This window comes from Nesterenkonia sp. CL21 (genome assembly GCF_031705515.1).
Lineage (GTDB): Bacteria > Actinomycetota > Actinomycetes > Actinomycetales > Micrococcaceae > Nesterenkonia > Nesterenkonia aethiopica.
On the sequence record NZ_JAUTWR010000002.1, the window covers coordinates 18,225 to 38,972 of the forward strand.

At 70.4% G+C, this 20,748-nt stretch carries 17 protein-coding genes; 6 read left to right on the forward strand and 11 right to left on the reverse strand.

The window, feature by feature from the left end; translation table 11 throughout:
- Positions 1-24: 24 nt before the first annotated feature.
- From Q7C18_RS04985 to Q7C18_RS05005, 5 genes are all read right to left on the reverse strand, one after another.
- Positions 25-774: a protein phosphatase 2C domain-containing protein gene (locus tag Q7C18_RS04985; RefSeq protein ID WP_311024467.1), complete on the reverse strand. Its 750-nt coding sequence runs from the start codon at positions 772-774 to the stop codon at positions 25-27.
- A 116-nt stretch (positions 775-890) separates the two neighbouring features.
- Positions 891-1,961, reverse strand: coding sequence for an adenylate/guanylate cyclase domain-containing protein (locus Q7C18_RS04990; RefSeq protein WP_311024696.1), 1,071 nt, complete (start codon positions 1,959-1,961; stop codon positions 891-893).
- Positions 1,962-2,677: 716 nt separating this feature from the next.
- On the reverse strand, positions 2,678-3,307 hold the full coding sequence (locus Q7C18_RS04995) for a hypothetical protein (protein ID WP_070159435.1): 630 nt from the start codon (positions 3,305-3,307) through the stop codon (positions 2,678-2,680).
- Between the two features lie 83 nt (positions 3,308-3,390).
- Positions 3,391-4,428 (reverse strand): biotin--[acetyl-CoA-carboxylase] ligase, encoded by a 1,038-nt coding sequence (locus Q7C18_RS05000; RefSeq protein ID WP_311024468.1) that lies wholly within the window; start codon positions 4,426-4,428, stop codon positions 3,391-3,393.
- A 95-nt stretch (positions 4,429-4,523) separates the two neighbouring features.
- Positions 4,524-5,426: an SDR family oxidoreductase gene (locus tag Q7C18_RS05005; protein WP_311024469.1), complete on the reverse strand. Its 903-nt coding sequence runs from the start codon at positions 5,424-5,426 to the stop codon at positions 4,524-4,526.
- A 232-nt stretch (positions 5,427-5,658) separates the two neighbouring features.
- Between Q7C18_RS05005 and Q7C18_RS05010 the strand changes: the two genes are divergently transcribed.
- The 5 genes from Q7C18_RS05010 to Q7C18_RS05030 all read left to right on the forward strand — a co-directional run bounded on the left by Q7C18_RS05010 (position 5,659) and on the right by Q7C18_RS05030 (position 11,932).
- Positions 5,659-7,308 carry an acyl-CoA carboxylase subunit beta gene (locus Q7C18_RS05010; RefSeq protein ID WP_311024470.1) on the forward strand — a complete coding sequence of 550 codons (1,650 nt, stop codon included), beginning with the start codon at positions 5,659-5,661 and terminating at the stop codon, positions 7,306-7,308.
- 82 nt (positions 7,309-7,390) lie between these two features.
- Positions 7,391-7,651 (forward strand): hypothetical protein, encoded by a 261-nt coding sequence (locus tag Q7C18_RS05015; protein ID WP_070159430.1) that lies wholly within the window; start codon positions 7,391-7,393, stop codon positions 7,649-7,651.
- A 4-nt stretch (positions 7,652-7,655) separates the two neighbouring features.
- A complete protein-coding gene (locus Q7C18_RS05020) occupies positions 7,656-8,360 on the forward strand; it encodes a nucleoside triphosphate pyrophosphatase (RefSeq protein WP_311024471.1) in 705 nt (234 codons plus the stop codon).
- A 111-nt stretch (positions 8,361-8,471) separates the two neighbouring features.
- A complete protein-coding gene (locus Q7C18_RS05025) occupies positions 8,472-10,274 on the forward strand; it encodes a biotin carboxylase N-terminal domain-containing protein (RefSeq protein ID WP_311024472.1) in 1,803 nt (600 codons plus the stop codon).
- Positions 10,275-10,483: 209 nt separating this feature from the next.
- Positions 10,484-11,932 carry an MFS transporter gene (locus Q7C18_RS05030; RefSeq protein ID WP_311024473.1) on the forward strand — a complete coding sequence of 483 codons (1,449 nt, stop codon included), beginning with the start codon at positions 10,484-10,486 and terminating at the stop codon, positions 11,930-11,932.
- A 106-nt stretch (positions 11,933-12,038) separates the two neighbouring features.
- On the opposite strand, the gene Q7C18_RS05035 is transcribed toward Q7C18_RS05030, so the two are convergent.
- The 4 genes from Q7C18_RS05035 to Q7C18_RS05050 form a co-directional block, all read right to left on the reverse strand.
- Positions 12,039-12,794, reverse strand: coding sequence for an ATP-binding cassette domain-containing protein (locus Q7C18_RS05035; RefSeq protein WP_311024474.1), 756 nt, complete (start codon positions 12,792-12,794; stop codon positions 12,039-12,041).
- Entirely contained in the window at positions 12,791-13,852 is a 1,062-nt protein-coding gene (locus Q7C18_RS05040) for an iron chelate uptake ABC transporter family permease subunit (RefSeq protein WP_311024697.1), read from the reverse strand. The genes Q7C18_RS05035 and Q7C18_RS05040 overlap by 4 nt, the downstream gene beginning before the upstream one ends.
- Positions 13,852-14,883, reverse strand: a complete 1,032-nt coding sequence (locus Q7C18_RS05045; RefSeq protein ID WP_083277414.1) for an ABC transporter permease — start codon at positions 14,881-14,883, stop codon at positions 13,852-13,854. The genes Q7C18_RS05040 and Q7C18_RS05045 overlap by 1 nt, the downstream gene beginning before the upstream one ends.
- Positions 14,884-14,983: 100 nt before the next feature.
- Positions 14,984-16,039, reverse strand: coding sequence for an ABC transporter substrate-binding protein (locus Q7C18_RS05050; protein WP_311024475.1), 1,056 nt, complete (start codon positions 16,037-16,039; stop codon positions 14,984-14,986).
- A 284-nt stretch (positions 16,040-16,323) separates the two neighbouring features.
- Here Q7C18_RS05050 and Q7C18_RS05055 point away from each other — a divergent pair, with 284 nt between their 5' ends.
- Positions 16,324-17,724 carry a THUMP-like domain-containing protein gene (locus Q7C18_RS05055; RefSeq protein WP_311024476.1) on the forward strand — a complete coding sequence of 467 codons (1,401 nt, stop codon included), beginning with the start codon at positions 16,324-16,326 and terminating at the stop codon, positions 17,722-17,724.
- Positions 17,725-17,804: 80 nt separating this feature from the next.
- Here Q7C18_RS05055 and Q7C18_RS05060 read toward each other — a convergent pair whose 3' ends face one another.
- Together Q7C18_RS05060 and Q7C18_RS05065 are read right to left on the reverse strand one after the other, a co-directional pair.
- Positions 17,805-18,674, reverse strand: coding sequence for an alpha/beta hydrolase (locus Q7C18_RS05060; RefSeq protein WP_311024477.1), 870 nt, complete (start codon positions 18,672-18,674; stop codon positions 17,805-17,807).
- A gap of 50 nt (positions 18,675-18,724) precedes the next feature.
- Positions 18,725-20,668 (reverse strand): glycoside hydrolase family 3 N-terminal domain-containing protein, encoded by a 1,944-nt coding sequence (locus Q7C18_RS05065; RefSeq protein WP_311024478.1) that lies wholly within the window; start codon positions 20,666-20,668, stop codon positions 18,725-18,727.
- Positions 20,669-20,748: the final 80 nt, after the last annotated feature.

Sequence of the window (20,748 nt, forward strand, 5' to 3'; positions counted from 1 at the left end):
ATCCGCGAGCAGGATCCGCGGGATTCAGCCCTCGCGGACATCCACCACGATCACGGTGACGTTGTCCCGGCCGCCTTCGCGCAGCGCCTGGTGGATCAGCCAGTCCACGGTGTCCTGGGGGGAGCGTCCGGCGTCGAGGATGTCGGCGATCTGCTGGTCGGTCAGCTCTCCGGTGAGCCCGTCGGAGCAGATCAGCAGCCGCTGGCCGGCCTCCACCGGCGCCATCGTGTAGTCGCCGCTGAACAGGTCGCCGGCACCGAGGGCGCGGGTGATGACGTTGCGGTTCGGGTGGTCGCGGAGCTCCTCGGCGGTGATCATCCCGGACTCGAACATCTCCTGGACCTGCGAGTGATCGCGGGTCAGCTGACGCAGCCGCCCGTCCTGGTGCAGATAGGTGCGCGAGTCACCGATGTTGAACACCAGCCACTGCAGCCGCTGGCCGGCCTCCACCAGCACCGCGCCGGTCAGCGTGGTGCCGGCCTTGGCGTCGGTGGCCTCGCGGATCCGCTCGTCGGCGTCGTCCAGGCAGGCCTGCAGCTCCACCCGGGTGATCGGCCCCGGAGCGGCGTCCCAGCCCTCGGCGAGCGCCTGCACCGCCAGGGCGGAGGCCACCTCGCCGGCCTCGTGGCCACCCATGCCGTCCGCGACGGCGAACAGCGAGTCGGTGACCACCGACGAGTCCTCGTTGAGCTCACGGCGCAGACCGACGTGCGAGCCGTACCCGTAGTCCAGGTAGAGCCCGTGGTCCGGGCGCGGCTGCTGCTCGTCGTCCATGGTCGTCTGGTGCCCTTCGGTCAGTGGGTGCGGGAGATCCGTGCGGCGCGAGGGTGCGCCGGGTCACCAGACCATCATGTCACGATGAGGTCACGTTCCACAGCCGCGACGAGAGCTCAGGAGTTCTCCAGGACGATCCCCGTGCCGCCGGCGCGCAGCAGCATGTGCGGCTGCACCTCCCCGAACCCGCGCACGATCCGCGGCGGCTGCGGGACCAGCAGGTAGTCGTCCTCGGACTCCAGAGCCCGGGCCGTGACGGAGTCCACCAGGATGGTGCCGGGATCGGCCAGGGCCGTGAGCCGGGCCGCGAGGTTCACGGTGGGCCCATAGATGTCGCCCATCCGGGACAGCACGCGCCCCCAGACCACGGACACCCGGGCCTGGGGCAGGACGTCGTCGGCGGCGATCGTCTCGGCCAGGGCCAGTGCGATCTCCGCACCGGCCTCCGGGGTCTCGGCGTTGAACAGGACTTCGTCGCCGACGGTCTTGACGAGCCGACCGCCGCCGATGGAGATGATCTCCGCGCAGCGGGACTCGAAACGCTGCACGGTCTGCGCCAGAGTGCGTTCGTTCATGGTGCGGGACAGCGAGGTGTAGGAGACGAGGTCCGCGAAGCCGACGGCACGGGCCAGCGGCAGCGGAGAGTCGTGCTCGGAGCCGTCCCGGCCCTGGGCAGTGGCGGCCAGCCCGGACTCCACTCGCACAGTGAGCCGCTGCAGCGCCGCGGAGAGCTGCCGGCGCCAGGCGTAGCTCATGAGGCTCTCGATCGGCGCGATCAGCTCCGGCAGGGTCTCCACCACCTGGGTCCGTGCCGTGGCGTCGGAGAGCTGCTGGTTGGCGATCTTGTCCTCCACCAGCGCCTCGATCTGCCAGACCACCATGCGGTCGGTCATCTGGCCCACCGAACGGGTCAGCGAGATCGCGGTCTCCTCGTTGAGGTGGCCGTCGCGCACCAGCGAGATCATCGTGGACAGCGCCTCGACGTCGGCGTCGGTGAACGCCTTGACGTCGTCGTCCAGGTTGGGGAAACCCAGGGCGCGCCACAGCTTGCGGGCGGCGTGGGTGGAGACGCCGAGCTCGCGGGCCATCTCCTGGTAGGTCAGGGTGCGCTCGGCACCGAGCAGCCGGCGTTCCAGGTCCCGGATGCCGCGGTGCCAGTCCTGCTGCTCCACCGTGGGGATCGGGATCGCAGCAGTCTCCGGCGCCCGCTCCCAGCCGTCCGGCGCGGATCCCGACGACGACGCCGCGGCACCCGCCGGGGCCGAGGGGGCCGAGGCCGCTGAGGCCGCTGACCGTGCGGCCGAACGGGCCTCAGCGCGGGTCCGGCCCGCGGGACGTCCCGACCTCTCGTCTCCGGGGTCATGCGGGGTGTGCGCCACCGGCGCCGGCTCGGACGACGGATCGCCCTCCCGGGCACGTCCCTCACCAGCTCCGCCCTCACCAGAACTGTGTGGGCCGGCGTCCGGAGCAGGGGGAGCTGGAGGCGTGGGGGCAGTGGCGGCGGGTGAGTCCCCGGGCGCGCGCCGCACCCCACCGGGCACGGCCGCCGCGGGGCGGGGCAGGGCGATCTCTCCGGTGTGCAGGCTCGGCGTGGTGACGGGCCGCGGGGACGGGAAGTCGGACCAGTCGGACCGGGCGGCGGCGAGCTGCTCGTCGGTGTACCCGACGGCGTCGCGGTCGATCTCCCCGGTCTCACCGGTCAGACTGTGGGCCCCGGGATCCGCGTCGACGTCCTCGGCGGGGGGTCCCTCCGGGGGCGTGGACGCGTCTCCGGAATCGCCTTCCGGGGCGCCGAAGCCGCGCCGGCGGGCCCGCTCCCAGGCGAGCCGCCCATGCTCGGCCGGGCTCTCCTGGGGACCGGTCTGACGCCGGGCGGACTCGTCTCGAGACTCATCGACCATGGTCACACCGCCTGTCCCGGAGACTGTCCGAATCGTGGCTGCTGCCGGGGCGCCGCAGTGCCCGGCGGGGAGGAGTGCCCCTGAGGATGGGGGGACTGCTGGGCGGCGTGCTGCCGGGCGGCGGCCTGCCGGTAGGTGCTCAGCTCCTCGGCCATGACCGTGTGGAAGTGCTCGACGTCCGGCATGTCTGTCAGCACCGTGCGCTGCTGCTGACCGTAGGCGCCGTGCAGCAGCACCAGATCGCCGGCTCCCTGGACGGCCTGCAGCCGCGACTGCTTCAGCTGCACCTCGGACATCAGCCCCAGCGGCACCACCACCGGCTGAGGGGCGCCGAGGATGTTCTTCTGCACCACCCGCAACGTGGTGAGGTAGGTGTGCCGCAGCGCCCACCGCAGCAGGGGGCGGAGCGTACCGAGCACCAGGACCAGACCGCCGGCCACCCAGATCAGGAACACCCCGATGTGGCTGTAGTACCGGATGAACTCCGGCTGCGAACCGCGGGACACGTAGCCGAGGAGGAAGCTCATCACGGTGACCGTGACGAGCAGGTTCACCAGGGCCGGGATCAGCGCACGAAGATGAGCGCGTGTGCGCACGACGACCTGTTCGCCGTCCACGAGCTTCAGCTTCATCGCGTGCCCTCGTCCTCCGCTCTGATCAGGTCAGACCTGTGCCGCCGGTCCGGCGAGGTCCGCGGCCAGTCTACCCGTGGGTCTCAGGCCTGCGCCCGCCGCAGGTGGATGACGTCTCCGGCGGAGAAAGGCCGTCGCCGCTGCGCCGCCGAGCCCTCCACCGCCTCCCACGGCGCCTCCGGCGCGCTCCGACGCCGGGTGACCTCCACCTGCAGGGAGCCGTCGTCCTGCAGCCCGACCGCGGTGCCGCTTTCGGCTCCCCCACCGGGCAGCTCCACACGCACCTCCTGGCCGAGGGTGTCCATGACCTCCTGCACGCGGGCACCCAGCGCACTGTCCCGCACGGAGCCGCGGGCCGCAACGCCCTCCAGGTCGGCGAGGTTCTGCGCCAGACGCTCCAACAGTGCGGCGAGCACCTCGGTGCGCAGCGTCGCGAGGTCGGGCGACCCCGCCCCGGCCGCCGACGCCCGTCCCTCGCCCAGTCGATCCAGCTCCAGCAGCACCGAGGTGGACGTCGGCGTCGGCAGGTCCTCGGCGCGCAGCAGCACGTTGATCCCGATCCCCAGCACCACGGTCACCCCACCGGCGGCGCCCGCAGGGACGGGCGCCAGCACCGCCAGGATTCCGGAGATCTTGCGCCCGTCGATGTGCACGTCGTTGGGCCATTTCAGCTGCGCCGGGATGCCGTGGCGCTCCCGGAGAACCTCTACGAGGCTCAGGCCGGCCACCAAAGAGATCCAGGGCAGCTGGCGCGTGGGGTCGACGCCGTCGCGTCCCGGACGCAGCACCACGGAGGTGGACAGCGAGGTCCGCGGAGGCGAGGACCAGCCGCGGCCGAGCCGACCGGTGGCCCCCGTCTGCTCCTCCGCGGTGAGCACGGAGAGATGCGGCCAGGTCTCGGCGAAGCCCGGCTCCCCGGCCGCCCGAGAGAGCTGCAGGTTGGTGGAGTCGACAGCCTCGACCACCCGCAGCCGGGAGTACGGGCCCTCGGCGACCAGCTGCTGACGCAGCCACGCGGTGTCCAGGGGCGACGCCGTCGTCGGCTGCTGCTCGCCGCCGGTGTTCACTGTGCCGCCGAGGGCCTCGGTGCTCGCTGTGCTTCCTGTGCTGTCCTGTGTCATGCGGCTCCTCCGCCTCCTGCAGCTGCGCGGTGCCGTAGGAGGGCACCTGATGACCGGGCGCCGAGACCCGGCCGGAGCGACCGGAGGTCAGCGGCTCAGAGGAAGATGTCCGGGATGAGCTCGCGCCCGTGCTCCACAGCGTAGTCGGAGAGGTCCTCCACGCCCGCGGCGGCCAGCACCTTCTCGTCGGTGAGGAATTCTCCGGTGCGGCGTCCGGCGGCACCGGAGAGCAGCGCGAGCGCCGCATCCGCGACCACTCCCGGGGTGCGGGCCGAACGGATCATCTCCTCCCCTCCGGGCATCGCCCGGATGGCCGCGGTGTCGATGAGGGTGGCGGGCCACAGGGAGTTCACGTCCACGCCGTCGGCGGCCAGCTCCTGAGCCAGGCCGGCGGTCGTCATGGACATGCCGTACTTGGCCATCGTGTAGCCCAGGTGGCGGCCGAACCACTGCGGGTCCAGGCGCCCGTCGGCGCCGGTCAGCGGCGGAGACAGGGTGAGGATCTGCGCGTGGCGGCCGTCGGCGGCGGCCTGACGCAGATGCGGCATCGCCGTCTTGGACAGGTGGAAGGTGCCGCGGACGTTGATGTCGTGCATCAGGTCGTAGCGCTTCATGTCCAGGGCCTCGGTGGTGGACAGATCGATGGCCGACGCGTTGTTGATGACGATGTCCACGCCACCGAACTCGCTGACCGTGGTGTCCACGGCGCGGAGCACGTCGGCGTCCTCGCGCAGATCCCCGACGATCGCCAGGCCGCGACCTCCGGCGGCCTCGACGTCGGCCACGGCGGTGCGGACGGTGCCGGCGAGCTTGGGATGCGGGGTGTCGGTCTTGGCGAGCATGGCGATGTGGGCACCGCGCCCGGCGAGCGCGACGGCGATGGCGTGCCCGATGCCGCGGCTTCCGCCGGACATCAGCACGCGGGCGCCGTGGAGATCCCGGGGGCCGATCAGCTGGGTGGGCGTCGTGGCGGGGGTGGGTGCTGCTGGCTCAGTCATGCCCTCAATTCTACTCATGAGTAACCCCCTTCTGTCATCTGCGTCACATCGACATCCGACCCCCGGGCCAGCCTTGTAGGGTTCCTACAGTCGTCAGACCCCTGCCCCGGGCTAGACTGGCCGCTGGATTGTAGAGTTCCTCAAGGATCTGGCAGCGACCCCCGTGACGCCCCGCGCGTCCCGCAGCGCCGCCGTCCACCCGACCGCCGGAGAAAAGGGTTCCCCACGGACGATGAGCACCTCCCCCCGCACTGACGCCAGCGCCAGCACCGACGGCCGCACCGCCCCGAGGCCGGGCGCGGAGCACGACCTGTCGACCACCGCCGGGAAGCTGGCCGAGTTCCGCCGCCGTCGGGACCAGACCCACGCCCCCGCCGGGGAGGCCGCCGTGGAGAAGCAGCACTCCCGCGGCAAGCACACCGCCCGCGAGCGCATCGAGATGCTGCTGGACCCCGACTCCTTCGTGGAGCTCGACGCCCTGGCCGTGCACCGCTCCACCTCCTTCGGCATGGAGAAGAAGAAGCTGCTCGGCGACGGCGTCGTCTCCGGCTACGGCACCATCGACGGTCGTCTGGTCGCCGTCTACTCCCAGGACTTCACCGTCTTCGGCGGCTCCCTCTCCGCGGTCAACGGGGAGAAGATCGTCAAGGTCCAGGAGTTCGCCGCCCGCAACGGATGCCCGGTGATCGGCATCAACGACGGCGGCGGCGCCCGCATCCAGGAGGGCGTGGCCTCCCTGGCCATGTTCGCCGACATCTTCCGGAACAACGTCCACTCCTCCGGCGTGGTTCCCCAGATCACCCTGATCATGGGCCCCTCGGCCGGCGGGGCGGCCTACTCCCCGGCGCTGACCGACTTCGTGATCATGGTGGACAAGTCCTCCCACATGTTCATCACCGGCCCCGACGTCATCAAGTCGGTCACCGGCGAGGACGTGGACATGGAGACCCTCGGCGGGGCGCGACAGCACAACACCACCACCGGCACCGCCGCCTACCTGGCCTCCGACGAGGAGGACGCCCTCGAGTTCGTCAAGGAGCTGCTGGAGTTCCTGCCGTTGAACAACCTCGCCGAAGCCCCGGTGGAGCCGACCGAGGAGCGGGCGAAGATCGAGGCCGAGGACGAGGCCCTGAACACCCTCATCCCCGACTCCGCCAATCAGCCCTATGACATGCACGTCGTCATCGAGCAGATCCTCGACGACGGCCACTTCCTGGAGCTGCAGGCCCTCTACGCCCCCAACGTGGTGATCGGACTGGGCCGGGTGGAGGGCCGCAGCGTCGGCGTCGTCGCCAACCAGCCCTCCCAGTTCGCCGGAACCCTGGACATCGCGGCCAGCGAGAAGGCCGCCCGCTTCGTCCGCTTCTGCGACGCGTTCAACATCCCGATCCTCACCCTGGTGGACGTGCCCGGCTTCCTTCCCGGCACCGACCAGGAGTTCAACGGCATCATCCGCCGCGGGGCCAAGCTGCTCTACGCCTACGCCGAGGCCACCGTCCCCAAGATCACGGTGATCACCCGCAAGGCCTTCGGCGGGGCCTACATCGTCATGGGCTCCAAGAAGCTCGGCGCCGATGTGAATCTCGCCTGGCCCACCGCGCAGATCGGTGTGATGGGCGCCCAGGGTGCGGTCAACATCCTGCACCGTCGGGAGCTGGCCGCCGTGGAGAAGGAAGGCGGAGACGTCGAGGCCCGGCGCGCCGAGCTCATCGACGACTACGAGACCGAGCTGCTCAACCCCTACCAGTCCGCCGAGCTGGGCTACATCGACGCCGTCATCGAGCCGGCCGAGACGCGCTGGCAGGTCACCAAGGCGTTGCGGGCGACCTTCCACAAGCGGGAGGCACGGCCGGCCAAGAAGCACGGCAACATCCCGCTGTGACCCGCCGCACCTGCAGCACCTGCAGCACCGAGACCGCCGCTGGGCCCCGCCGGGCCCGACGTCCAGGAAGGAGGCGACGCCGATGACCGAGACCACCCAGGACCCGACCGAGGGGGACTCCCCGGAGACACCCGTCCTGCAGCTCACCGGCACCCCGCTGGGCGCCGAGGAGCTCGCCGCGGTGGCCGCCGTCGTCGGGCGCCTCGCCACCGCGGAGCCCGTGGAGGACGCCGACGCCGGAGGGACCGGCCCGCGGGACCGTACTCTGCAGCGGCGCCGCCATCTGGGCCTGTGGGGCCGCCCCGGCACGGACTCCTGGCAGCACGCGGCAGGACTGAGGTGACCCGGTGAGCGCACATCATGACAAGACTCCCCGACTGATCCTCGCCTCCGCCTCCCCGAGCCGCCGACAGATCCTCGAGGAGGCCGGCCTCGACTTCGAGGTCGTCGTCTCCGAGGTGGACGAGCCCGCCGTCGTGGCCTCCGCCGTCGAGGCGCTCGGACCGCTGACCCCCGCCGAGGAAGCGCTGCTGCTGGCCCGCACCAAGGCCGAGGACGTCGCCTCCCGAGGCGCGGCCCGCGGCGCTCTGGTGCTGGGCTGCGACTCCGTCTTCGAGCTCGACGGCGTCGCCTACGGCAAGCCCTATGAGGTGGAGGTGGCGGTGCAGCGCTGGCGGCAGATGCGGGGCGCCACCGGCATCCTGCACACCGGCCACTGGCTGGTGGACGCCTCGAGCGCCACACGCACCACCGGCTCCAGCTGGCTGGGCCAGAAGCCCGGCCACGACGGCGAGCTGAAGGCCGCCGGCGAGACCGTCTCCACCCGCATCACCTTCGGCCGGCCCACCGATGAGCAGATCCGCGACTACGCCGAGTCCGGGGAGCCCCTGCACTGCGCGGGGGCCTTCACCCTGGAGGGCGCGGCCGCGAAGTTCATCGAGCACGTCGACGGCGACCGCGAGTCGGTCATCGGCGTCTCGCCCGCCGCGCTGGCCCGGCTGCGCGCCCAGCTGGCGCCTGAGGCCCCTCCCGTGTCGAGCGGCCGAGGATGACGGGATCTCCGGCGATGCGGCGGCGTGTCGCCGGACAGATGCCGTCAGAATCGGCCACCAGATGAAGAATTCGCAGCGTCCACCCCGACTACCAGGAGTGCAGAAGAGACCATGACCCAGTTCAGCAAGGTGCTGATCGCCAACCGCGGGGAGATCGCGGTGCGGGTGATCCGTGCGGCCCGTGACGAGGGGCTGTCGACCGTCGCCGTCTACGCCGACCCGGACCGCGACGCCGTCCACGTCACCATGGCCGACGAGGCCTACTCCCTGGGCGGAGCCACCGCGGCGGACAGCTACCTGGTGGTCGAGAAGATCCTGGAGGCCGCCCGCGCCACCGGTGCGGACGCCGTGCACCCCGGCTACGGCTTCCTCTCCGAGAACGCCGACTTCGCCCGTGCCGTGCGCCTGGCCGGACTGACCTGGATCGGCCCCTCCCCCGAGGCCATCGAGACGCTGGGCGACAAGGTCTCCGCCCGCCAGCTGGCCGAGAAGGTCGGCGCCCCGCTGGCGCCCGGCACCAAGCAGCCGGTCAAGGACGCCAAGGAGGTCATCAGGTTCGCGGACAAGCAGGGCCTGCCCATCGCCATCAAGGCCGCCCACGGCGGCGGCGGGCGCGGCATCAAGGTGGTCCGCGAGCATGAGGAGATCACCGAGCTCTACGAGTCCGCCGTCCGCGAGGCCACCGCGGCCTTCGGGCGGGGCGAGTGCTTCATCGAGCGCTACCTGGACGCGCCGCGGCACGTGGAGACCCAGTGCCTGGCCGACGAGCACGGCACCGTGGTGGTGGTCTCCACCCGTGACTGCTCCCTGCAGCGGCGCAACCAGAAGCTCGTGGAGGAGGCTCCCGCGCCGTTCTTGAGCCGCCAGCAGAACCGGCAGCTCTACCGCGCCTCGAAGGCGATCCTCCGCGAGGCCGGCTACACCGGCGCCGGGACCTGCGAGTTCCTGGTGGGCCGCGACGGCACCATCAGCTTCCTGGAGGTCAACACCCGCCTGCAGGTGGAGCACCCGGTCTCCGAAGAGGTCACCGGCATCGACCTGGTCCGAGAGCAGTTCAGGATCGCCCGCGGCGAGCGGCTGGGCTACGACGACCCGGAGGTCCGCGGCCACAGTATCGAGTTCCGCATCAACGGCGAGGACGCCGGACGGAACTTCATGCCCGCCCCCGGCAAGCTCGAGCGCTTCGACCTGCCCAGCGGGCCGGGCGTGCGCGTGGACTCCGGCGTGCGCGCCGGGGAGACGATCTCCGGGGCCTTCGACTCCATGATCGCCAAGCTGATCGTCACCGGCGCCACCCGGGAGCAGGCCGTCCAGCGGGCCCGCCGCGCCCTGGCGGAGATGACCGTCGAGGGCATGCCCACGGTGATCCCCTTCCACCGCCAGGTCCTCGAGGATCCGGCGTTCGTCCCCGAGCTGGCCGAGCACGACGGCGGCCACGGCCACCGGAAGGCGCCGACGTCGTTCTCGGTGCACACCCGGTGGATCGAGACCGAGTTCGACAACACGATCCAGCCGTTCAACATGCTGGCCGCTCACGCCGATCCCGAGCACGAGGAGGAGCGCGCCTCCGTGGTCATGGAGGTCAATGGCAAACGCGTCACCGTCGGACTGCCTGCCTCTCTGGCGGCCGGCAAACTCGCCACCCAGGCGGGCAAGAAACGACGCCGCAAGCGCACCGCCGCAGCCACCGGCGCCTCCGGGGACCAGCTGACTTCGCCCATGCAGGGCACCATCGTGAAGGTCCACGCCAAGAACGGGGACAAGGTGGCCGAGGGCGACCTGATCCTGGTGCTGGAGGCCATGAAGATGGAACAGCCGCTGACCGCCCACAAGGCCGGCAAGCTCAAAGGGCTCAAGGCCGAGGCCGGCGCCTCGGTGAGCGCGGGAGAGGTGCTCGCCACGATCGAGGGCTGAGCAGCCGCACTCCGGGATGGCCCCGGAGGGATTGTCGCCGGACGTCGTCTCAGTGCGCGTCGTCCGACGATCCCTCCGGGGTCATCGTGCGTCCGGGGCAGGATCTCACCATGCGGACAGTTGCTGTTGCGCTATACCTGGACCGCACCGACCGGCGTAATGTGTCGATGCCTTCGCACACGACTCACCTCCCCGAGGAGACCTGTCCCATGTCCACCACGACTCGCCCTGACCTGGACCCGGCTGAACCCGCCGGTCCCAGGGATGGCTCCGCCGCCTCCGCGTCCGGCCTCGTCGACGACACCTCCGATCCGAACAGCACGGTGCCGCGCCGACGGATCATCTTCGCCTCGCTCATCGGCACCACCATCGAGTTCTACGACTTCTACATCTATGCGACGGCGGCCGTCTCGATCTTCCCCCTGCTGTTCTTCTTCGGTGATGAAGGCACCGCCCTGCTGGCCTCGATGGCCACCTTCGGCGCCGCCTTCGTGGCACGTCCCGTCGGCTCCATCGTCTTCGGCCACTTCGGCGACATCGTGGGGCGCAAGGCCACGTTGGTCGGCGCCCTGCTGACCATGGGCATCGCCACGTTCATCATCGGACTGCTGCCCACATACCACCAGATCGGGATCTGGGCACCCGCAATGCTGACCATCCTGCGTTTCTGTCAGGGTCTGGGTCTGGGCGGGGAGTGGTCGGGCGCCGCCCTGCTGGCGTCCGAGACCGCACGCCCCGGCAAGCGGGCCCAGGCCGCCATGTGGCCGCAGCTGGGCGCCCCCTTCGGCTTCATCCTCGCCAACGGCCTCTTCCTGCTGCTGGCCACCCTCTTCGACTATCAGTCCACCGCGACCGACCTCACCGACCCGTTCCTGGTGTGGGGCTGGCGTCTGCCGTTCATCCTGTCCATCGTGATGGTCGCCGTCGGGCTCTACGTGCGACTGCGCATCGAGGAGACTCCGGTCTTCGCCCGGGCGATGAAGAACAACGAGCGGGTCAAGGCCCCCATCGGCGAGGTGTTCCGCAAGAACTGGTGGGAGATCATCCTCGGCACGTTCATCATGCTGGCCACCTACGGCCTCTTCTACATCATGACCACCTGGGTCCTGTCCTACGCCATCGGCTCCGCGGCCACCGGCGGCCTCCACTACGACTACCAGTCGTTCCTCGTCCTCCAGGTGCTGGCGATCCTGTTCTTCGCGGCGTTCGTGCCGGTGGCCGGCCACCTCGCCGACCGCTTCGGACGGCGACCGATGCTCATCACGGTGACCGCGGCGATCATGGTCTTCGGGACCACGTTCGGCATCTGGCTCGACGCCGGCTCCATGGGCACGGGCGACGACCTCAACATCTGGCAGATGCTGCTGTTCCTCAGCGTGGGCATGGCCCTGATGGGCCTGACCTTCGGACCGATGTCCGCCGTCCTGCCGGAGCTGTTCCCCACGAACACCCGGTACACCGGCTCCGGGGTCGCCTACAACGCCTCCTCCATCCTGGGCGCGGCGCTGACCCCCTTCGCCGCGACCTGGCTGGTCCAGAACTACGGAGTCCACGCCGTCGGCCTCTACCTGGCAGGGCTCGGGGCACTCACGCTGATCGCCCTGGTGCTGTCTCCGGAGACGAAGACCAAGTCCCTCTACACCCCCGGGACGGAATGAGCTGACGAGACGGCAGATGCCTCCGCGGTTCGGGCCCTGATGACACGCGGTCTCGCGTGACAAGGGCCGAACCGCGGAGGCATCGTCGTCTGCGCCCGAGGGATGCTCAGTAGTACACCGCCAGGGGCCCGTTCGGTCCCTGCACCACCTGCACCTCGGTATTGAACACTCGGGTCAGGACGTCGTCGCGCATGATCTCGGCCGGAGTGCCGTGCTCCACCACCTGCCCGTCCTTCATGGCCAGGATCCTGTCCGAGTAGTGGGCGGCGAAGTTGATGTCGTGCAGCACGATGACCACGGTCCGGTCGAGCTCGTCGGCAGCACGGCGCAGCTGCTTCATCATCGCCACCGCGTGCTGCATGTCCAGGTTGTTCAGCGGCTCGTCCAGCAACACGTAGTCGGTGTTCTGCGCCAGCACCATGGCTACATACGCCCGCTGCCGCTGCCCGCCGGAGAGCTGGTCCAGATACCGGTCCTCCAGGTCGGTGAGGTCCAGAAAGTCGATCGCCTCGGAGATGTACTTCTCGTCCCCCAGCGTCAGCCTGCCCTTCGAATAGGGGAAGCGCCCGAAGCTGACCAGCTGCCGCACCGTGAGCCGGGTGACGAAGTGGTTCTCCTGGCGCAGCACGGAGATGATCTTCGCGATCGCCTTCGAGGGCGTGTTGACGACGTCGTGACCGGCCACCTCGATGCGCCCGGAGTCCAGGCTCAGCAGCCGGCCGATCATCGTGAGGATCGTGGACTTTCCCGCCCCGTTGGGGCCCACCAGGGCGGTGATCCCGCCGGCGTCGATGTCGACGCTGACCGGCCCGATCGACACGGACGAGGAGTAGGCCTTGCTGACATCGGTCAGGGAGATCACAGGCGTCCCTTTCGCAGGAGGAAGAACAGGAAGACGAGCCCGCCGACGAGCTCCACGATCACCGTCACCGCTCCCCCCGCGTCCCAGACGTGGCGCAGGACGAAGTAGCTCGCGGAGAGGACCGCGTAGCCGCACAGGAACCCGAGCGGGAAGAGGTGCCGGTGCGAGTAGGTGTCGCCGAACTGGTAGGCCAGGGCGGCGGTGAGGAAGCCCAGGAACATCATCGGACCCACCAGCGCGGTGGCCAGGGAGACCAGGATGGAGACCAGCAGCAGGATCTTGATGACCTCCCGCTTGTGGTTCAGGCCCAGGTTGGTGGCGTTGTCCTTCCCCAGCGCGATGACGTTGAGCTTCGGCGCCCACAGCCACAGCACGACGGCGACGGCGAGCGCGATCGGGATCGCGTAGGGCAGGTACTCAGCCCGGGCGTTGGAGAGGTTGCCGAAGAGCCGTGCGGTGAGCACGTCGAACTCGGAGGGGGTGAGCATCCGCTGCATGAAGGTGGACAGCGAACCCAACGTGCCGCCGAGCACCACACCCACCAGCAGCATGATGTGGATGTTGGAGAACTTCCCGGACAGCAGCCACGTGTAGAGGCCGGTGGCCAGCAGCATCATGACCGCCATCTGCAGGAAGAACTGCGGAACGCCCACCAGCATGACGACCCCGGTGATGCCGAAGAGGTAGACGAATCCGGTCTGGATGGCGGTGTAGAGGGAGCCGAAGCCCATGATGCCGGGGGTGATGATCCGGTTGTTGACCGCCGTCTGGAAGGCGATGGTGGCTATGGCGTGGCACAGGGCGACGACGGCGATGGTCAGCAGGGAGTCCCGCCGCATCCCGGCGATGAGCCACCACCCGTCGGAGCCCACGGGCATGGGGTTGTTGTAGAACAGGATCCCGGCCGTGGAGCCCAGCGAGATGAGGATCAGCACGGCGGTGACCAGTGCGTAGACCCGACGGTGCCGCCGGCCGGTGAGGGGCCCGGAGCGGCGCGACTGCTGCGGCGTCTGCTGCGTCCCCCTCTGCGCGGGCGCGTCCTGCGCGGTCTTGAGCATCACGTGACGAGTCCTCCCTTGCGGCGCTGCCTCAGCAGCAGCCCGATGAACACGATCCCACCGACCAGGCCCAGCACCATGGAGACGGGGACCTCGAAGGGAGCGATGATGAGCCGGCCGATGAGGTCGCACAGGGTCACAGTGGAGATCCCGACCAGACACACCCAGGGAAGGTTGCTGCGCAGGTCGTCGCCGCGGAACAGGGCGACGATGTTGGGCACCACCAGGCCCAGGAACGGCAGGGTCCCCACCACGGTGGCGGTGACCCCGGTGGCGACGGCGACCATGGCGGTGCCCATGAACAGCACGAGCGTGTAGTTCAGCCCCACATTGGTGGCCATGTCCTTGCCGAGCCCGGCGGCGGTGAACTGATCGGCCACCAGAAACACCAGCACGGTGACGGCCAGCACGATCCACATCAGCTCATAGCGGCCCTGGATCACGCCGGTGAAGGATCCCTGGAACCAGATGCCGAGCGTCTGGAGGGTGTCGGTCATCAGTGCCAGATAGGTGGTGAAGGAGCTGACCACCGCCCCGAGCATGATCCCGATGATGGGCACGATGAGGCTGGACTTCAGCGAGACCCGGCGCAGGAACAGGAAGAACACCATGGTGCCCAGGAACGCCATCGCCACGGCAGCGGACATACGGGCCAGCAACGAGGCGGTGGGGGCCAGCCACATGACCAGGATGAGACCGAGTCCTGCCCATTCGGTGGTCCCGGTGGTGGTGGGCTCCACGAAGCGGTTCTGTGTCAGCAGCTGCATGATGACCCCGCACATGGCCATCGAGGCTCCGGCGAGCACGAGCGCGACGGTCCGCGGGATGCGGGTGATGCCGAACATCCAGAAATTGCCCTCGGCAAAGACGTCGAACTGCCCCACCAGCAGTGAGGCGGCCAGCAGGCCGAGGGTGACGACGACGGCGAGCAGGAACGACGGCGTCAGCAACGGGCGCCGTCGGGAGCGCTGCTCGTCGACGAGGATGTCGCGGCTCGTGTAGGCGATGTCCTGCCGCAGCGTGGAGGTCATGATGTCTTTCCGGGTGGGTCAGGTGCAGGGGCACGGCCGAGCCCCGCCCGTGAGAAGACGGCCGGGGCTCGACCGGCTCAGCGGTCGGCGTCGAGGACGCTCACCGGGCGGCCTCGAGCGCGTCGGCGAAGTCCTCCAGGAACTCGGTGTAGGCCTGGATGTCCTCGGTGAGGTACATGTTCTGCGGCATGTAGACGATCTGGTCCTCCTGCACCGCAGTGACCTCCTGCAGCGCCGGGGAGTCGGCGATCAGCTCGCCGGCCGGGGTGTACTCGGGGTCGTCGGGGGCCATGCCGTCGCGGTCCAGGACGATGATCCAGTCCGGGTTCGAATCGGCGATGGCCTCCACGGAGATGTCGTCGCCCTCATGGTCGCTGGACTGGTCGTCGACCTCCAGTGCCGGGACGAGGTCGAACTCCTGGAAGATCGGGGCCACTCCGCGGCCCTGGTTCGGGCCGGCGTAGTTGATGTCCCCGCCGGAGGTCAGCACTCCCATCACGCTGGAGTCGCCGTCGTAGGCGGCCTCCACCCGGTCCATGGCGGCCTGCAGGCCCTCGACGAGCTCGGCGGCCTCGTCCTCGGCTTCGAATACCTGGCCGAGCTTTTCGGTCATTTCGATGAGCCCGTCGAAGAATGTCTCCGGGTCGGTGGTGGCCTCGTCGAACTCGAGGATCACGCTGTCATCCGGCAGCAGGGCGGCGATGTCGTCGTAGTACTGCTGGTAGCGCTGCCCGGTGACGACCAGGTCCGGCTCCGCAGCGACGATGAGCTCGAGGTTGGGCTCACGGTGGTTGCCGGTGTCGAGGATGTCCTCGTCGTCGGCGTAGTCGGTGATCCCGGTGCCCATCAGAGCCCGGGCGGCGACGGTCAGCTCGACGCCGAAGTCCTCCAGCGTGCGGAAGGTGCGGTTGTCGAACGCGCCGACGGACTCGATGGAGTCCACGTCGATCTCATGGGTGCCGTGGTCGTCGTCGATGGTGACGACACCGGCACCCTGTGACGACGAGGCCGCGTCGGCGTCGGATCCCGCCTCGGATCCGGCGTCGGACCCGGCGGATGCGTCGGAGCAGGCGGTCAGCGCCAGGGCGGCGACGGCGAGCACGGACAGCCCGGCGGCGGCACGGGAGGTGGAGCTGGTGGTCTCAGCAGAGGTCATGGGGCCTTCCTCAAGGTCACGGGTCGGCGCCGGTGCGGGGCGGCCGACAGTGGTGGAGTGTGTGATGGACTCGGGTGCGAGGCGGCGGGTCGGACCACAGACTGCGAAAGAGGTCACACCTACCTTCGCCGAATGACTTAGCCCAGCCTAAGCAAATAAGAACCTATCGACTTGGCTAATGCGCTGCAAGTTGGTGACGACCCCATGACGGATCGCAGCCCTCCACAGCCTCGTCGGACCGGACGGACCAGCATTCGAGGGCGGCTCCGGCTAGGCTGGCGGAGATGTCTGAGACCTCTGCGCTCGCCCCGCTGCTGACGCCCGAGGGCTGGGAGCTGCTGAACTCGCTCCCGCCCTATGATGCCGACGACGCCGCCCGGCTCAACACCGAGCTGCGGCGCGCCGGCCACTCGCCGGAGCTGGTGGCCGCCGCACTGACGCAGTCCCGCCTGCGCCGGGACGCCGCAGCGAAGTTCGGTGACTTCGCCGCCCGGATGCTGTTCACCCAGGACGGGCTGCAGCAGGCCACCCGACTGCCCGTGGCGGCGGGTCACGCCCGGCGCTTCCGCGAGGCGGGCCTCACCCATGTGGCAGACCTGGGATGCGGCCTGGGAGGCGATGCGCTGGCACTGGCCTCCCTGGGACTGGAGGTCATCGCCGTCGACGCCGACGAGGATGCCGCCGCGGCGGCGACGATGAACCTCACGCCGTTCCCAGAGGCCGAGGTCCGGCACACCACCGCGGAGGCCTTCGTCGCGGAGATGGGCCTGACGATCGGCCAGCCCGACGAGCCGGACGGGACAGACAGGACAGACGGGGCAGACAGGACAGACGGTCCGGGCGGCGCCCCCGCCGGCTGGGGCCTGTGGCTGGATCCGGCGCGCCGGGATGCGGGCCGCGGGCACAGCGCCGACGGCGCCTCGCGCCGCATATGGGACCCGGAGTCCTTCTCTCCGCCGCTGAGCTTCGTGACCTCGCTGGCCGCCACTGGCATCCCCCTGGGCGTGAAGCTGGGGCCGGGGATCCCGCATGAGCTCATCCCCGCCGACTGCGAGGCCGAGTGGGTCAGTGTGGACGGCCACGTGGTGGAGGTGGTCCTGTGGTTCAACGCACTGGCGCGCCCCGGGGTACGACGCGCGGCGGCTGTCCGCAGCGCGGACGCCATGGAGGAGCTGACCTCCGCCGCTGAGTTCGGCGAGCGCCCCGACGCCGAGGCCCTGGGCCCGGACGGGCTCTCCGGACTGCTGTGTGAGCCTGACGGCGCCGTGATCCGCGCCGGGCTGGTCTCCGATCTGGCCGAACGGCTCGGCGGAGCCATGCTGGACGAGCACATCGCCTACTTCGTGCTCCCCGACCGGGCCGCGCCGCCGTCGACCTCCGCCGTCCGGTGCCACCGCGTGGTGGAGGTCTTCCCGTTCCAGGTCAAGCGACTGCGCGCCTGGGTGCAGGAGCACGGCGTGACCAGCGTGGAGATCAAGAAGCGCGGGGTGGACGTGGTGCCGGAGACGCTGCGCAAGCAGATCCTCGCCGGGCAGGACGGGCGCGGCAAGAACGGACGCAGGAAGGACGGACGGGAGAGGACCGCCGCGACGGCGGATCTGCCGCCCGCCGGACCCCGGCACCGCACCCTGGTGATCACGCGGGTCGGCGACCAGCGGCTGGTCGCCGTCGTCGAGCCGGTCTGAGGTCCCGGGCTTGTCTCAGGCGCCGGTGCGACGCCCGGTGCTGCCGTCGAATCAGGCGCCTGGCTTCCGCTGCGCCTGACTCATCCGCGTGAGGTCAGGCGCTCAGCTAGCCAGGCGTCCAGCTCCCGATGGATGGCCGCCGGAGATTCGACCGGCCCCAAGTGTCCGACGCCTGCGAGCGTGGTCGTCTCCGGGTCCCCGGGGAGGGCGCGACGGAGCCGGTGGGCCTGCTCGACTGCGATCCAGGGGTCGTCCTCACCCCAGCCGATGCGCACCGGGCAGCGCAGCTCGCCCAGGCGGTCGACCACCGGGCGGGTGTCCTCCACCCGCAGCTGGGAGATCTGGCGGTAGAAGGCCGCCTGACCCGTGGGGCCCAACCACGGTTCGGTGAGGATCTCCACCCAAGCCGGAGTCAGGGGCTGACGTGCGGCTCCGGCGATGTACTCGCGGACCAGGGCGGCATGCAGCTCCGGCGGAAGCTGGGAGAAGACCTCCTGATGGGCCGAGACGAGGCGGAAGAACGGTGAGCCCCACGGCTCCAGCGCGACGATGTCCCAGAGATGCAGGGAGGCATAGTCCCGCCCGTGCAGAAGGTGCGCGCCGAGGGCGACCGCGCCGCCGATGTCATGAGCGATCACCGAGGGCGCGGAGAGCCGCCAGCGGTCCAGCAGCTGGGCGAAGCGGCGCATCTGCGACCCCAGATCCACCGGAACCTGTTCCTCCTTCGCGGAGGCGCCGTAGCCAGGCATGTCCCACAGGCGCACCCGCCGATGCCGCGCCAGGTGACGGGCCGCCGCGCTCCACACGGCCGCAGACCACGGCGTACCGTGGCAGAGCACCACATCCGGTCCACGGGGCGGCCCATCGGGCTCCAGGAGCCAGGTCGCAACGGCGACGCCGTCGACATCGATGAAGGTGGGCTCAGGAAGGAGGACTGCGTCGTGCGACATGTCAGGAATCTATCTCTCCAGGCTTCGGGCGGCCAACACCTTCCGGCGGCTCAGCAGACCGAGTGGCCGACCTCGTGCTCCCCCACCGGCGTCGGCAGGGCGCCCGGCGCCGGGGCGCCGGCCAGGACCTCCACGAGGGCCGCGAAGCTCTCCTCCCCGCGTCCATAGAGGGCCACCTGGGTCTCGGCCGGGTGCAGACGCAGCGGCTCGGGACGGTCCAGGGCCACCACGACGTCGGCGCCCTGCGACGGCGGCGCCCCCGGCGCCACCAGGCCGATCACGGCGCCTCCGGCGCCCAGCTGATGGCCGGCCGCCTGCAGCGCCGACTCCAATCGCGCGCGGTCCTGCTCCTGTCCGCCGACCACCGTCACCGGACCCTGCAGGACATCGGCCTCGCACTGGCCGGCGACCAGCGTCACCGCGTGACGGGCGACGGCGGCGGCGACCTCGGCGGCGCCGTCGCCAGCGTCCTCGCCCGCGTCCTCGCCCGTGATGCTGGGCAGGTCGGCGTACCCGCCGCCGTCCTGTTCGACCTCCTCCTCGAGGCCCTGAAGGACCTCCGGCAGGGCGACGCCGGGGCCGGCGTCGAGCTCCCCGGCAGCCAGATCCTGCTGCCAGAGCATCAGCGCGACCACCCGCTCGGCGGCCTCCGTCAACCGGTCCTCCTCGAGCCGCCCCGACTCCACCGCGTCGACGATCGCCGCGTGGGCGGTGCGCACATCCGAGGGCATCAGCAGCAGGTCAGCACCGGCCTCCAGGGCCCGCACGGGCGCCTCGGCCGGACCGGCCTGGTCCACCACGGCGGTCATGTTCAGCGCGTCGGTGACGATCACGCCGTCGTGCCCCATCTCGCGCAGCCGCTCATAGGCCACCGGCGACAACGACGACGGCACCCCGGCCTCCAGGGCGGGGACGTCGAGGTGCCCCATCATGATCATCGGGGCGCCGGCCTCGATCACCTGCTGGAAGGGCGCCCAGTCATGGTCCTCCAACTCGCTCAGCTCGGCAGGCTGGACCGGCAGCGTGAGGTGGGAGTCCTCGGTGACGCCACCGTGGCCGGGGAAGTGCTTGGCCGAGCCGGCCAGACCGCCCTCGGCGAGCCCGCGGAGCCCTGCGAGCGCCAGGTCGGCCACCAGCTGGGGGTCAGCACCGAAGGATCGGGAGCCGATGGCCACATCCTCAGCGCCGAGGGTGACGTCCGCATTCGGGGCGAAGTCCATGGTGAAACCAAGCTCCGCCAGGTCCTCCCCCATGGCCCGGTGCCCCAGCGCCGCCAGGGCGTCATGACCGGCGACTGCGGCCTCCTCTGCGGCCTCGTCCGGGGCTTCCTCTGGGGCTTCGTCCGAGTGCTGTCCGTCCAGCGCTCCGAGGCGCGCGGCACCATACGCCATGGGCGCGGGCCACTCCGTCAGCGGGTGCCCCACCCGTGTCACCAGGCCGCCCTCCTGGTCCACGGCGACCACCGCTGGCCAGTCCCGGGACACGGCGGCCTGATGCAGGGTGTCCAATTCACCGGCGAGGGCATCGAGGTCCGCACCGTCCTCGCCGCGGGGAACGTTGTCCCCCATCACGATGGCGCCGGCCAGGTGGAGCTCCTCGATGAGCCCTGCCATGCCGGAGGCATCGGTGCCGCCGTACTCCCCCACGAGCACCTGCCCGGCCTGCTCGTCGATGCTCAGCTCAGCGACCGCCGCGGCCGCCGCATCACGGTGCTGGTCTCCCGGTCCGGCCAGGGCCGCCTCACGGGCCGCGAACGCCTCCCGACGCTCTTGCGCGTCCTGCTCCTGCTGGTCCCGCTCCTGCTGGTCCTGGTTCTGCCCGTCTCCGCTCGCCCCACCACCGGTGCCGTCAGCGTCGTCCCCGGCGCCGCCGTCGTCGCCCGAAGCGCAGGAGCTCAGCAGCAGGGCCGGAACCATCAGCAGGGGCGCCAGACGGCGCAGCGCCGAAGTCATCCGGCCAGCCGCCCGGGGAGCATCAGGAGACGAAGAGATCATGGCCCCAGGGTATCCAGCGTGCAGCATCGAGCGCGCATCGGGCGCCGGGCCCTGGCGACCGTCTCCGATGACCGTCTCTG